This is a genomic window from Myxococcales bacterium, from assembly GCA_016706225.1.
Classification (GTDB): Bacteria; Myxococcota_A; Polyangia; order Polyangiales; family Polyangiaceae; genus JADJKB01.
The window spans coordinates 831,877-845,983 of the sequence record JADJKB010000022.1 but is presented as its reverse complement, the minus strand read 5'-3'; the positions used below and the strand labels follow the sequence as shown (position 1 = coordinate 845,983).

The following is a 14,107-nucleotide window of genomic DNA, read 5'->3' as shown; positions in this document are numbered from 1 at the left end:
CTCAGCTTCCCAGGCAGCCCAGCAGCAGCTCGACCTTCGCTGATTTGTCCGCGCTCACCGTGGTGCAAGACGAGGGGCAGAGGGTCACTTTGGTCGGATTTGCCGGGTTGTCGTAGTAGAAACCGTTGCCCGTGCAGGCGGCCGCGCTACCGACCTGCAGGTAGGTGGTCGGGGTGCCGGTGCCGCCGGGGGTGTACTGGACCTCCACCTTGGTCCAATCGATGACCCCAGCGTCGCTGTTCTGCGGCGTGAGCAGCTCACAGGCCACGGCCTTCACGATGTTGTTGGCGATGTTGTTGAAGACCGCGGAGTAGTTGGTGTCACAGACCGGGTGCCGCAGCCCGCCGGTGAGGATGCTCAAATCCTGATATTGCGGACCCGCGTTGACGGCGGTCGAGCACACACTCGTCGTCTTGGGCTGCGTCGGCGCCAGCGGTGTATTCACGCCGACGATCGAGTGAAAGACGTAGTTGCGCTTGGCGGTCGTGCCGAAATAACCGGCGCCGGCGCCGGTCAGCAGGAAGGTATCGAACTGCGCCGCGGTCGTGGGGTTGGACTGATCGTCCGTCACCTCGATGAAGGCCTTGTAGGCCCCGGGGCGGAGGTTGGCTTTGATCTGAGTCCAGTAGGTGGTGTTCATGAACAGCGAGAGGGAGTCCCAGCTCTCGATGCTGCGGTTGACCTGGAAGAACTTCGGAGGGTTGTTCTGGCCACAAGCTGCGGCGCCAAGCGGAGGTGCCACGCACACCTGCCGTGCGGCGGTCGGGTAGGCGTAGTTTGCGAACATGATCACGCGGTAGTCGAGCCCGCTGTTCTGGATGATGGTCGCGAAGTTGCCGTTCACGTTGGCCTTCACCTGCGCGATCTCGGTGGCCATCGAGCAGGACTGATCGATGATCCAGATGATGTCCACGGGCGGGCTGGAGGCCGACGCCGTCACCGCCGCGCAAGCATCGTCCGCACCTGCGTCCGGCGGGTCGTAGGTGAACGACACGTCCGGCAGACCCGCGTCGGCGCTGCCAGCCGAGCCGCCAGAGTTGCCCGCGCCACCTGCGCTCGAACCCGATGCGCCGCCCGCGCTCGAACCCGATGCGCCGCCCGCGCTCGAACCCGATGCACCGCCCGCGGCGGAATCTCCCTTCGCTCCGCCGCTCGTTGCGCCGCCGACCCCGACGGCCCCGCCACCCGCGGTTCCGCCTCCGCCGTCGGAGCCGGAGCAGGCCGAGAAGAAGAAGCCCATCACAGCCGCGAACACTCCAACCTGACCAAGCCAGCGCATGGGGCAGATTGTCTCACGAATTGTGCGCCGGATCATGGAAGACCCGCGCCTACCCTTCGGTACATCGGGTCAGAGAGCCGCGACCAGCGCCGCCATCACCGCGGCCGCGAAGGCCGCGCGCGTCTCGGGTTGCCTCCAGCGCAGTGCCTCGCGATCGTCGACCGCGTTGTGGGTCTCGACGATGACCGACGGCAGGTTGGGTCGCCAGAGCACGAAGACCCTTTCGCTGGTCGGGTGGCGATCCACAAAAACCCCAGGCTGGCTCGGGTCTGCCGCGTAAGTGGGTGAGTATTCGTCCACACCAAGTGGAAGGAAACCCGCGGCGCCGAGCTGCTCGGACAGCGCTCGGGCGAGGCCCAGACGCCGGTCCACCAACGGCGACTCACCCTGGTCCGACCAGAGCAGCGAATAACCCGGCGCCGAACGGCTGCGCGGGCAAAGTGCTCCGGGACTCGGCTGCCAGAGCTCCGTCTTGCCGCGCACGTCCGAGTGCAGACTCACGAGCACGTCGGCAGGCCAGGCCTCCGCCTCCTGGACTCGCTGGGCGTAGGGCACGAGCCGATCGGCGCCGCGGCTCAGCTTCACGTCGAAGTGATCGCTGCGGATCAGCACTGCGCCGAGCTCTTCCGCCAAGCCGAGCGTGAACTCCTGTTCATCGACGCAGAATGCGTTCCGGTTGCCCGTGTTGCCGGGAGCGCCGTGCCCCGCATCGATGTACACCCGCCGTCGACCGAAGCCGGCGGGGAAGACCGAGTCGACATGGCGGAGGGTCGCCCCGGTCTCGGGCCACGCCGGAGTGTTCGGGGTCTTCACCAGGGCGCGCGCCAGCGCAAAGCTCGAGAGGCCGAGCCCTGCAACGACCGCCAGTACTGCCGCTCTCTGCACGCCTGGAACCGGATTGTCCTCCGGCTGGCTGCGTGATCACGAATTTCTTGGAACGGTCACGGGGCGCTGAACACGGCCATGCCAACACCGAACAGGATCAGCCCGCCCTCGAGCAGCCAGAAGAGCAGCCAGATACCGCCGAAGATGCCGCCCATGATGCTGCCGACCAGGGCCAGCGTTGCGTTGTGGCCGGTGTCGCCTTCGTCCTTGGCCTTTTGCCGCGCGCGGTTACCGAAGTAGAGCGCAGCAAAACCCATCGGGAAGCACGTGGTCGACATCGTGGCCACCGCGAGCACCAACGAGATGACGGCGTCCGAGTCGGTTGGCCTCGCGGGTTCGATGGCCGGCACCCCATAACTGCCAGCGGGCGGCGGGACAAAACCGACGGGTCCACCTGGGGGTGGGCCGCCCGGGGGATATCCTGGCGGGCCCCCGGGGGGTGAGTAAGGCGGGCCCGGCGGCGGCTGCATGACCCGCAGCCTACCCGAAGGCTGCGGTCAGGCGGAACCATCAGTTCAGGGTCGCTCGAGCTTCTTGGCCATCTGCTCGCCCAGCTGGGTCGCCCGCAGCGTTGCATTTTCCACGGCGTCGATCAGGGTGCGTCGGAGACCGCCCGCTTCCAGCGTGTGCAATCCGGCGATGGCCGTACCGCCGGGGCTCGTCACCATGTCTTTCAGACGTCCGGGGTGCTCGCCGGTATCCAGGAGCAGCTTTGCCGAACCGTAGACGGTCTGCGCAGCGAGCAAGAGCGCGGTGTCCCGATGCAGGCCCACCTTCACGCCGCCGTCCGCCATCGCTTCGATCATGAGCATCACGTAGGCCGGCCCGCTCCCAGACAAACCCGTGACCGCGTCGATCAACGACTCGTCGAGGACCACGCTGCGGCCGGTGGCATCGAACAGAGTCTTTGCCACCTCCACGTCCTCTGGCGTCGCGTGCGCTCCCGGCGCGATCCCCGTGGCCCCCTGGAGCACGATGGAAGCCGTGTTCGGCATCGCGCGGACCACTCGGACGCCGGTGTGCAGGCGCGACTCGATCGACCGGATCGGGACGCCGGCGGCGATGGACACAACCAGCGTGTCGGGTTCGATGCTCGCGCCCACGTCGTCGAGCACGCGGTCCATGACCTGCGGTTTGACCGCCAGCACCAGCAGGTTGGCCCAGCTCACCAGCGCGCGATTGTCCTTCTCCGCCGCGATGCCGTGCAGCTTCGTGAGCTCCTCGAGGCGCTCGGTCCGGATGTCGCTGACTCGGATCTGCTCCGGTCCAACCGTCTTGGATGCCAGCAGGCCGCGGATCAAAGCTCCGGCCATGTTTCCAGCGCCGAGCAGGCCGATCTTCTTGGTTTTCACGCCGCCAAGGATTGTCGAGGAGCGCGCTTCGAGCAAGCTCGGGCTGTCAATCCACTTGTTATCACCCCGCCGCGCGCGGATGCTACGCCGCGACATGTCGCTCGCGGACTCTGCGCTGCCCTCGGCCGACACCATCTACGCCATCGAGCGCCCCAGCCCCAAGCTGCTCTGGTTGTACGCGCTGCGCGCCTTTGCCCTCGGCTTGTTGGGGCCCTGGTTCTGGTTTTCGTTTCTGCCGTTTTACTTCCGCTACCACACCCTCCGTTATCGCTTCGACGCGGAGGGGGTTGCGATGAGCTGGGGTGTGTTCTGGCGCCGCGAGATCTATCTGACCTACGCCCGAGTGCAGGACATTCACCTGAGTCGCGGGCTGTTCGAGCGTTGGTTCGGGCTGGCGACGATTCAGCTTCAGACCGCGGCGGGTTCTTCCGGCGCGGAGATGAGCATCGAGGGGCTCGCCGAATACGAGACCGTTCGAGACTTCTTGTACTCACGCATGCGCGGCGCGAGTCACCGGGAGGAGCCGCAACCGGCGACCGAAGACAGCGCGGAGCTGTTGCTCGGGGAGATCCGAGACGAGCTGCGCGCCCTCCGGCAGACGCTCGAGGCACGGTGATGTATCAGCCCACGCGCTCGCTGGTGCTGCGGCTGCTCGCGGCGCCGACCGAACCGCCGGAGGCGCCGGCCGGCTCACCGGGGATGACGCGGGTGTTTCGCGCTTCGCCGCGGCTGCTCACGCTTCGCTCGCTGCAGGTCGGGTTGGTCGGTTTTCTGACCATGTTGCCGGAGGTGCTCGGCATTGCGGGTGCGCTCGCCAGCGAAGCTCATTGGGCGGCGCTCGGTCTCAGCTTGGTGCTCTTGGTGGCCGTTGTTTTCACCGTGATGCACTGGTTCGTCGTACGTCTCGACTACGACATGCGCCACTACATCGTCACCGATCGTGCCCTGCGAATTCGCGAGGGTGCGCTGGTCATTCGCGAGAGCACGTTCACGTTCGCCAACGTGCAGAACGTGAGCGTGCAGCAAGGACCCGTGGACCGGATGCTCGGCATTTCCAGCGTGCGCATCGACACCGCCGGCGGTGGCGGTGGCTCCGAGCAGCAAAAGGCGTTTGCCACTCATCGCGGCGTGCTGGCGGGCATCGAGAACGCCGAGGAGGTTCGTGATCGGATCTTGCAGCTCTTGAAGGCCTACCGTGACGCGGGGCTAGGAGACCGGGAGCCGGGGCACGGCTCGTCGAGTCAGGGGTTGTCGCCAGCCGCGCTGGCCAACCTGCGGCAGGTCCGCGACGAAGTGAAGAAGTTGCGAGAGGCCCTCACGCCTCACTCAGCGTAGCGCGCCGAAAACCGTGAGCGCGCGGCGCACGCCCTCGGCATCGACGGCGGTGAGGACACCGGCTGGCAGGGTTCGAGAGTCGGTGGGCCCGAACCAGATCGCGCGCGCGCCGACCGCGAGCGCACCGACCACGTCCGCCTCCCAGGCGTCACCGACGTGGATCAGCTCGCTCGTGGCGACTCCGAGCAGGTCGGCGGTCCACTCGAAGATGCGCGGCTCGGGTTTTTCGAAGCCGAGCACGCCCGAATCGGCGAAGGCTCGGAAGCTCTTGCGAATGCCGAGCTCGGTACACAGCTCACTGAGCTTGCCCTCGGAGTTCGACACGACCCCGAGTGGCAGCCCCAGCGAGTCGAGCTCTTGCACGAGCTCGAACATGCCGGCGATGGGTCTACGCCACAGGTTGGTCGAGGGTTGTTCCGTCCACAGCCACTCGGCCAGGTCCGCGGCGACTCTCTCTTCGACGCCGGAGCGTGCGAGCAGCGTACGCATGAACGTACACCACGCAGCGTGGGCAACGAGACCGGCTTTTTTTGCCGCGCCATAGGCGTCCCAGGCGGCAGTCAGCTCTCGACCCGCCCGTGCGGCGTCGAGTCGAGCGCCGCGCTCGGCGACGCGTCGTGCGAGCATCTCGAGATCCAGCTCGGCCAAGGTCTGCCCGAAGTCGAAGGTGATGGCGAGTTTCACCCAAACAACCCCTTCAGCTTCTCCACGAACGTCCTCTGCTTGGGCTGCACGTCCTCGCCCAGCTCTCGGCCCAGCTCTTCCAGCAGCTCTCTCGCGCGCGCGCTGAGGTCGGTCGGGACTTCGACGCTGATCTCCACCAGCTGATCGCCGCGTCCACCCCGCAGCCGGTGGGGCAGGCCCTTGCCCTTGATGCGGAGAATGGTGCCGGGCTGGGTTGCGGGCGGAACGCGCAGCTTCACCTTGCCTTCCAAGGTCGGCACCTCGACCTCTCCGCCCACCGACGCTTGCACGAAGCTGATGGGGACGGCACACGTGACGTCGTCACCCTGCCGCTGGAAGAATGGATGCGTCGCGACGTCGATCAGAACTTCGAGGTTGCCCGGCGGGCGCTCGGGACCGCTGCGACTGCCGCCGCCTTCGACGACCTTGGTCGCGCCGGCCTCGACCCCCGCTGGGATGCTCACTTCGAGCGTCTTCTCGTGCCTCGCGAGCCCTGCGCCAGAGCACAGCTTGCACGGTGTGCTCGGCAGCTTGCCGGTGCCGCGACAGCGTGAGCACGCGCGCTCGACCGCGATCGGGAAGATGGCCTGCTGGAAGCGGACCTTTCCGCGCCCGTTGCAGGCGACGCACGTCGACACACTCGTGCCTGGTTCGGCGCCGCTGCCCGCGCAGCCCTCGCAGCGATCAACGAGCTCGTAGCTCAGCTCCTTGGTGCAGCCGCGCGCGGCCTCTTCGAAGCTGAGCTCGACCTTCACCCGCACTGTGCCGCGATCGCCGCCGCGGATCCCGAATGCGTCGAGGATGTCGCCGAACATGCCGTCGAAGCCGCCGAGATCGACGAACGACACGCCGCCGCCCGCGCCTCCGCCCGGCCGAAAGGCCGCCTCGCCGTAGCGGTCCCACGCTGCCCGTTTGTCGGGGTCGCTCAGGATCTGGTAGGCCGCGTTGATCTCGTTGAAACGCGCGGCCGCGCCGGCGTCGCCGGGGTTCCGATCCGGGTGGTGCTCGAGCGCGCGGCGCCGGAAGGCGGTCTTGACGTCCGCTTCCGTCGCACCACGGTCGATGCCGAGCACCGCGTAAGGATCACGCACGAATCGGCCATACCACGGCATGCGCAGCGCTTTGAGCCATGTCGAACGCCGGGCCGGACGCGACGGCGGCTTGGCCGATTTGCCCGGGCCGCTCTACTCTCGGGGGGGATGAGTACGTCGGACCCGCCCAGCGATAGGCGCTACACCGATCGTCTGCCTATCGAGCTCAAGGTGGAATACCGAAGGGTGAACACCTTCTTTGCGGACTACACGCGCAACATCTCTCGCGGTGGGACCTTCATCGCGACCGAGCGTCCGCTGCCCGAGGGCACCGAGTTCATCTTCGCCTTGGGGGTTCCGATGATGGCGGAGCCCCTGCGCTTGAAGGGTCGAGTGTGCTGGATCACTCCCACCGAAGAGGCCACCCGTGCCAACCCCGCCGGAATGGGCATCGAGTTTCAGTTCACGGACGCAGAAGAGCGCCGGGCCACGGAGCGCACGGTCGAAAAACTGTTGGTCGAGCAGCTCGGTGAGCACGTTGCCGAGCGCCTATTGGGCAAGAAGCTCGACGACTGATCAGGGAACCGCGACGCCGTCCGGGAGTTTCAACGGAAGTGCGGTCTCGCGCGCCAAGAGGTCGCGGGCGATCGTGACCTCCACCAGCTCGATGGCCTCGCTCGCGGCGACCTCCGCTAGATCCTTCTTGGTCTCGCCGGCGCCTTTGGCTCGCCGCAACATGGCGGTGTAGAACTTTGCTTCGGTCTTCTGCCCGCGGGTGCGAGCTGCTTTGACGAGCTGTTCATCGCTGAGCTTGCCGCGTGCCCACGCCGCCAGCTTCGATGGCCAACCGCTCTGGTCGCCGATGGCTGCGAGCGCCTCTTCGACGGCGCCGTCGCTCGAGTTGCCGCCTCGATCTTCCAGCAGCTTCAGCCAGAGCGCCGCGTAGACCAGATCTTCGTCCGCCAAGCTGCCCTCGCGTGCCTGGCGCAGAGCCTGGCGCGCCGTGGCCACGTCGCCGCCGGTCAACGCTCGGCGCGAGGCGTCGAGCACGGTGGCGGTCAGCTGTCGCAAGTCCGCACGTGAGATCTCGAACGCGCGATCCGTTGCGCGTTTGGCCTGCTCGGTGGCGCCGAAATGTTCGAAGACCCGGGCCAATACCCGCTCGGCACGGGCTTGGTCCGCGACCGTCTTGGCCTGTTCGCGGGCGGTCAGCGCAGCCTTCAGCGCTGCATCGAGCGCGGTCTTGGCCTCGGCAACGCTGCCCTTGTCGCGGTTCACCTCGAACATGGCGACGAGTGCTTCCGCGCCCGCGCCCGCGTCTCCATATTTGCGCGCGAGCGCGGCCACTCGGTCGAGAGAGCTGAGCGCCGCCTTGGAGTCCCCGCGCTGGCGATCGATTGCCGCCAACATGTTGAGCGCCTCGAGCGACGGCTCGGATTTCGTGGCAGCTTCGATCAGCGGACGTGCACGACCGAGCTCACCGGCCCGAGTCTCGAGCACACCCATGACGTAGCGCAAGCGTGCCGGAGTCGGGCGCACCTTGCCGACCAAGCGCGCGCCGTCCGCGAGAGCAAGAATGGGCTCGGCGGTCTTGAAGGTGCGTCGGGCCGCCGCGTGCTCGCCGATCTCGGCTTCCCCGAGCATGGCCCGCAGGACCAGCGCAGAGGCCCAGCTCAGATCTTGCGCAGACGGCGCGTTGCCGAGCGCAGGCGCGAGCACGGCGGGCGCAACCTCCGCCATGCCGTTGTCGACGAGCTCGACCGCGAGCGGGCCGGCACCCCGAAGTGAGCGTGGCTCTGCGCGGAACAACTCCACTGCGATGCCCCATGCCGCGGCCTTCGCGAGCGCGGGGCTGAGCGACGTCTCGGGTCGGTCTGCACCGTCGGAGTCGCTGTAGAGGCGGTATAGATCCGACCAGGCCGAGGGGTCGTCGTCTTCTGCCGCGTGCTCCAGGCGCTCGACCAGACCGGGCGGAACGATGCGCAAGAGATCGCCCTTCTCCAGGGCTGCGAGCGCACCCTTGGCGTCGCCGTAACGCAGGTAGATTGCCACCAGGGTCGCGCCGCCCGCGCGCATGGCGCGGTAGGCCTCGACCGCCTCTTCACGCTCGAAGTTAGCCGACTGTGCGGCCTCGCTGGTGTTGAACTCGAGTGCCTTCTTGATCCAGACGATGGTGCCGTCGCGCGCGGCGTCGACCGCCTCCTGCTTCGGCTCGACCATCGCGCGATCGGTCGCTGCGCGCTGCTGGCTCCCTGCGGCCTGCATCTGACCTGCCGTGCCGGCAGAGCGCGACCAGTGTGAGAGTGCTTCGATGTGGGCGTCGACGTCGCGGCGCTCCTGACCATCCGGCAACAGCGTCCGCAGCATGCCGTAGAGCGCACGAGCGCGCCCTTCACTGCCGACGCGCGAGACCTCCGCCGCGCCGGCGCGCAACGCCGGCACGCCGCCCTCGATCATCTCGTGGCGCAGTTCGCCGACCCGCATGAGGTAGAGCGCTCCAGTGAGTGCAGTGAGACCTGCATCGCGGTTCTCCCCGTCGAAACGCGCGGCGGCCCGCGCGAGCTGCCGACGCACGACACCCGCCAGGAGTCCCGTTCGCTCGTTCGTGAGCTCGTTCGACAACAGGATCTGGTAAGCGCTGCTCGCGAACTTCTCGTCACCGACGTTCGCGGCCACGACCGTGCCGTTCAGCTCCGAGGGGGTCTTCGGTCCTGCCTGTCGTGTGGTGCCGCAGCCGGCCGCCGAGAACGCGAGGGCCGAAGCGAGCACGAAGAAAGGCAGACGCATCGTGGGCGGGAGTCTACTCGGGCCGGGCCATGGTCTCGACTTTCGCGGCGTTCTTCCCGGCAATCTTCGCCTCTTTGGCAGCGAAAACACCCGGGCTTCCCCGCCAGTTCAGCGCTCGCCGGCGCTGCCCCAGGCTCGGATGGGCGCGGGTTTTTCCAGCCGTTCCGCCCTCGCGCCCCGTCGGAGTAGGATCCCCTGCCCCGACGGATGAGCGACGAGCCGCCACACCCAGTACCCGAGCGCCTCGCTGACTTCGAGGTGATCCGCCGGCTTGGCGCCGGCGGCATGGCCGAGGTGTTTCTGGCAAAGCGCCGCGGAGCCGAGGGCACGTACAAGCTGCTCGTCGTCAAGCGAATCTTGCCGCAGTTCGGTTCGTCGCGGCGGTTTCGATCGATGTTCGCCGAAGAGGCCCAGCTCGCGACGCGTCTCAACCACCCGAACATCGTTCAGGTCTACGATTTTCAGGACTATGGCGAGGAGGGACAGCTCCTCAGCATGGAGTACGTAGAGGGGCCCGACCTGCGCAAGGTGATGCGTGCCGCGCGGAGCAACCAGAAGAAGATCCCGCCGTTCGTCGCCGCCTATTTGATCGCCGAGGTGGCCAAGGGTCTGCACTACGCCCACGAGCGCAAGGACGAAGGCGGCGCGCCGCTCGAGATCGTCCACCGTGACGTGTCACCGCAGAACGTCCTGGTCTCCTTCGAGGGCGCGGTGAAGGTCGCCGATTTCGGCATCGCGACCGCGAACTTGTTCCGGGAAGAGCCGGGCGTCTTGAAGGGCAAGACCGCGTACATGTCGCCGGAGCAGGCCCGCGCCGAGAAGGCGGACCGGCGCACGGACATCTACTCGTTGGGAGTCGTGTTTCACGAGCTGCTCACCGGTCGGCCACTCCACGGAGCGGCCGAGGGGCAAGAGCTGCTCGACGCCGTGCGCACCGGCAACGTCGAACCGCCGAGCACCTTCGCGCGCGACGTGCCGACGGAGCTCGAGGCCATCGTGATGCGTGCGCTCGCCAAGGGCGCCGCCGATCGCTTCCAGAACGCGCGGGAAATGGCTGCGGCGATCACGCGTGTCCTGTTTCAAAAACAGGAGATGGTGGACGCACACGTGCTCGAGGGCGTGCTTTCGCAGCTCGTCAGTCGCGAGCACACCTCACCTGGCGTCGACGACGGCATGGGAGGCCAGGCGGAGAGTCAGTTCGGCGACGACGAGAGTGATGGGGGTTCCTCCACGACGGGCAGCGTCGGCTCGGCGGTGCCGGTCGTGCTTCCGACGGACGAGGCGACCGGACCCGGTCGGCCGATCCACCCGCGGCGCACGCGCGAGGCCGGGCGAGAAGTGCGGCACGTGGCCATCGTCACCTTGCGCCTGCAGGGCATCGACGAGCTGGAGAAGGCGGTGGGGCCCGGCGGCGCGACCCGCTTCTTGGAGCAGCTCCGAGGTACGCTGGACGAGATCGCCTTCAAGCGCGCGGCCCGCTGGACCTGGGAGGCGCGTCAGACTCCCGTCGGCGGCGGCTCACCGTCGTTGTCCACGTCCGCGCGGGCCGTCGTCGGGCTGACCGCGAACCCCGCGCGCGCTGCGTTCGACGCCGCTTGGTTGGCGGTCGACGTGCACGAAGCAATTCATGGCACGACCGACGACCTGCCGACTCCGCTCGCGGCGAGTGTCGGCATCGTGAGAGGGATCGCGACCGGCCGACGCGACAAGGGCGGTCATCTGGTGGAGCACGCGCTGCAAGAAGCTGCGGACTACCTGTCCGGGCTGCTGGGTGAACGCGCCCCGGCCGGCGTGACCTGGGTCGCCGGAGGTTTGTATCGCCTGGTGCGGCGCGACTTCGTGTGGGGCGACGCACCCACCATCGTGCTGGACGACGCATTGGCCCGCGATCTGCCGCAAAACATGCGGATCTATTCGCTGGTGCGACCCCTGACCCGCGATGAGCGTTTGCACGAGAGCGCCCACGCTCCGAGCGATCTCATCGGTCGTGATTCGGAGCTCGCCGATCTGCACGCGGCTTATCACCAGGCGCTCACACCCGGTGCGAAAGGTGGCACGGGCCAGGTGATGGCGCGGGTGGTGTACGGCGAGATGGGCATCGGGAAGACGGCGCTGGCTGCGACCTTTCTGTCGGAGCTCCCGCCTGACGCACGCGTGCTGCGCGTCGAGTGCTCTCCTTCGCGAACCGAGGTGCCCTTCGCGAACGTCGGCGATTGGGTTCGCCAGCTCACCGGCACCAAGTCCGATCAGTCACTGGAGGAGGTGTCCCGGGCCATCACGGAAGTACTCGGAGACTTCGCGGTCGGGGCGCAGGGAGCAGAGATCGTGCTCCGGATGGCCGAGCTCACGGTGGGCCGAGTGGCCGCGGCCTCGGACGACGGGGACGTCGCCCACTACAAAAAGCTCATCAGCTCGGGCATCCGACGTTTCTTCGCGCGCGCCGCCCTCGATTCCCCACTGGTGGTGATGATCGAAGGACTGCAGTGGAGTGATCGGCCCAGTCTCGAGCTGGTGGCCGAGCTCCTCAAGCGCGCTGATCCGATCCCTCTCCTGGTGGTGCTGGTGACGCGTCCCGACGAGGCCACCGCGGCGTACATCGACGGGTTGGTGCGCATCGAGCTGATCGGACTGTCGGCGGAGAATCAGATCCGCTTGTTGCAGGCCCGACTGGGGGCACGCGAGGGCGTCGAGCAAGTGTGCTCCGACCTCTTGCCTCGGGCGGCGGGCAATCCGTTCTTCCTCATCGAGATGGTCGACGCGCTGCTCGAGCGCGGCACGCTGGAGCTTCGCGAACGCCCGGACGACAGCCAGGAGCTGGTGCGGGTCGAGCGACCCGGAGAAGAGGCCGGCCCCGCGCTGCCCTCGACCCTCGAGCAGCTGATCGCCGATCGCCTGGCGGAGCTGCCGATCGAGGAGCAGGAGATCGTCGAGTGGTTGGCCGTTGCGGGCGGTCCGCTCGAAATGGAAGACCTCGATGCCCTGAAGGGTGAGAGCGCCGAAGAGCCGGTGATTCGCCTGTGCGCTCGCGGGCTGTGTGACGCAAAGGGCGACACCATCGACGTGCGCCACCCGCTCACCCGCGACGTCGCCTATCGCGGCCTGGAAAAACCCACGCGCGAGCGCATGCACCGTCGTCTTGGGCAGTATCTGGCAGGAACGCCGCTGGCCCGCGGGCTCACCGCCGCCATCGTCGCGCGCCACCTGTCGCGAGGCAAAGCCTCCGCCGAGGCCGCCGAGCTCTATCTGGAAGCGGCCGGAGTGGCCCGAGCCAGTTACCAGGTCCAGCTGGCGACGCGCTATTATCGCCGCGCGATCGCCCTCTTGCCCGCCGACGATCTGCGCCGGCTCGAGGCCCACGAGGCGCTGGAGAACATCACCCGGTTTCAAGGCCGCTGGCGCGAGCGGCGCAAACACCTGACTGCGCTGCGGCAGCTGTCGCGCAAGTCGAACTCGGTGACGTGGGTCGCGACCGCGCTCTTCCGTACCGCGCGCTTCGAACAGGACGAAGGGCACCTCGCGCGTGGGCTGACCAGTGCAAGACGCGCTGAGCTGATGAGTCACAAGTCACAGATGCCGGTGATGGAGGCTCAGACTCAGGCGCTGATGAGCGAGATGCTCCGCGACCTGGGTGACATGCAGGGTGCCCTCGCTGCCTGTGACCGGGCGCTCAAGACCGCCGACCACCCGGACGTGCCGCCACGTTTTCGCGCGGAGGTGCTGCGCACGCGCGGCACCCTCTTGCGCCGGGTGGGGCGCACCGACGAGGCCGTCGACGCTCACGCCGAGGCCATCGCCGTCTTCCGCCAGGCCGGCGCGCGTCGCCAGGAGGCGCGGGCGAAGAACTCCCTGGCCTACGCGCTGTTCGTGCTGGGACGCTTCGAAGACGCGATCGCCCTGGCGCTGGACGCAATTCGCATCGATCTGGCCATTGGCGGGCGGTTCCAGATCGCAAAGACGCTCTCCAACATCGGTCAGTGTTACGCGCGACTCGGTGACATCCAGCGCGGGTTGGCCTACCTGAAGCGCGCTCGGGAAGCTCACGAACGCTACGGCGATCAGGACGCGCGTGCCGATACACTGCTCTGCACTGCCGAGGTCCTGATGGAGCTCGGAGACGTGGCCGCGGCGGACACGTTCGTCGGTGACGCCGGCGCGCTCACCGCCGTGACCGGCAGCGCCTACGACTCGGTGCACGAGAAGATCTTGCGGGCCATTTTGGCTCGGGCCACGGACGACTCCGGCAGCGCGGTCATGTTCGCGTTCGATGCGCGCCAGGCCGCCGAGGCTCAGGCCTACGTGGCGTACCATTTCTACGCGATGGCGGTCGAAGCAGCGGCACGCGCCGACATCGGTGAGTCCCACACGGGGATCTTGCTGGCGACGACGGCGATGGGAGCCATCGAGACGATTCAGGGCTCCGAGTACGGGCTCGAGACGCGCGCGCTGTGCCTCGAGGCGCTCGAGCGCGCGGGCTCGCCACAGGTCACCGAGATGCGGCGACGCGGACGAAAGTTCGCCCTGGAGCTGTACGACTCGATCCGCGACCCCGAGCTCAAACAGCAGTTCTTGAAGCGCGCCGCAACGGCCAAGTTGTTCGGCAGCGAACCACCTGCGGCGCCGGACCTCTCGACCGCCAAGCCCAAGGTCGATCCGCCGCCGTTGCCCTCGGACTTTCCTCAATCCAGCGATCCACCGCCGGCCGAGGCGCGAGAAGACGTTCAGTCGGACGACGAGATCGGGTAGCGTGCGCGCTT

11 protein-coding genes are annotated in these 14,107 nt (G+C 67.7%); 4 read left to right on the top strand and 7 right to left on the bottom strand.

Annotated elements, in window-relative coordinates:
- Position 1 precedes the first annotated feature (1 nt).
- The 4 genes from IPI67_34730 to proC form a co-directional block, all read right to left on the bottom strand.
- Positions 2–1,279 carry a hypothetical protein gene (locus tag IPI67_34730; protein MBK7585333.1) on the bottom strand — a complete coding sequence of 426 codons (1,278 nt, stop codon included), beginning with the start codon at positions 1,277–1,279 and terminating at the stop codon, positions 2–4.
- 69 nt (positions 1,280–1,348) lie between these two features.
- Positions 1,349–2,164 carry an N-acetylmuramoyl-L-alanine amidase gene (locus tag IPI67_34725; GenBank protein MBK7585332.1) on the bottom strand — a complete coding sequence of 272 codons (816 nt, stop codon included), beginning with the start codon at positions 2,162–2,164 and terminating at the stop codon, positions 1,349–1,351.
- Between the two features lie 56 nt (positions 2,165–2,220).
- Complete coding sequence (locus IPI67_34720) at positions 2,221–2,634, bottom strand: DUF4190 domain-containing protein (protein ID MBK7585331.1); 414 nt, start codon at positions 2,632–2,634, stop codon at positions 2,221–2,223.
- Positions 2,635–2,679: 45 nt separating this feature from the next.
- Positions 2,680–3,612: a pyrroline-5-carboxylate reductase gene (gene proC, locus IPI67_34715; protein MBK7585330.1), complete on the bottom strand. Its 933-nt coding sequence runs from the start codon at positions 3,610–3,612 to the stop codon at positions 2,680–2,682.
- On the opposite strand from proC, the gene IPI67_34710 reads away from it, so the two are divergent.
- Positions 3,611–4,132, top strand: a complete 522-nt coding sequence (locus IPI67_34710) for a PH domain-containing protein (protein ID MBK7585329.1) — start codon at positions 3,611–3,613, stop codon at positions 4,130–4,132. The genes proC and IPI67_34710 overlap by 2 nt on opposite strands.
- A complete protein-coding gene (locus IPI67_34705; protein ID MBK7585328.1) occupies positions 4,132–4,851 on the top strand; it encodes a PH domain-containing protein in 720 nt (239 codons plus the stop codon). The genes IPI67_34710 and IPI67_34705 overlap by 1 nt, the downstream gene beginning before the upstream one ends.
- On the opposite strand, the gene IPI67_34700 is transcribed toward IPI67_34705, so the two are convergent.
- The gene (locus tag IPI67_34700) at positions 4,843–5,535 is read right to left on the bottom strand and encodes an HAD-IA family hydrolase (protein MBK7585327.1); all 693 of its coding nucleotides are present in this window, start codon (positions 5,533–5,535) and stop codon (positions 4,843–4,845) included. The genes IPI67_34705 and IPI67_34700 overlap by 9 nt on opposite strands.
- Entirely contained in the window at positions 5,532–6,626 is a 1,095-nt protein-coding gene (gene dnaJ / locus IPI67_34695; protein ID MBK7585326.1) for a molecular chaperone DnaJ, read from the bottom strand. The genes IPI67_34700 and dnaJ overlap by 4 nt, the downstream gene beginning before the upstream one ends.
- Positions 6,627–6,734: 108 nt before the next feature.
- On the opposite strand from dnaJ, the gene IPI67_34690 reads away from it, so the two are divergent.
- A complete protein-coding gene (locus IPI67_34690) occupies positions 6,735–7,142 on the top strand; it encodes a TIGR02266 family protein (protein ID MBK7585325.1) in 408 nt (135 codons plus the stop codon).
- Here IPI67_34690 and IPI67_34685 read toward each other — a convergent pair whose 3' ends face one another.
- Positions 7,143–9,353, bottom strand: coding sequence for a hypothetical protein (locus IPI67_34685; GenBank protein MBK7585324.1), 2,211 nt, complete (start codon positions 9,351–9,353; stop codon positions 7,143–7,145).
- Between the two features lie 207 nt (positions 9,354–9,560).
- Here IPI67_34685 and IPI67_34680 point away from each other — a divergent pair, with 207 nt between their 5' ends.
- Positions 9,561–14,096: a protein kinase gene (locus IPI67_34680; GenBank protein MBK7585323.1), complete on the top strand. Its 4,536-nt coding sequence runs from the start codon at positions 9,561–9,563 to the stop codon at positions 14,094–14,096.
- Positions 14,097–14,107 lie beyond the last annotated feature (11 nt).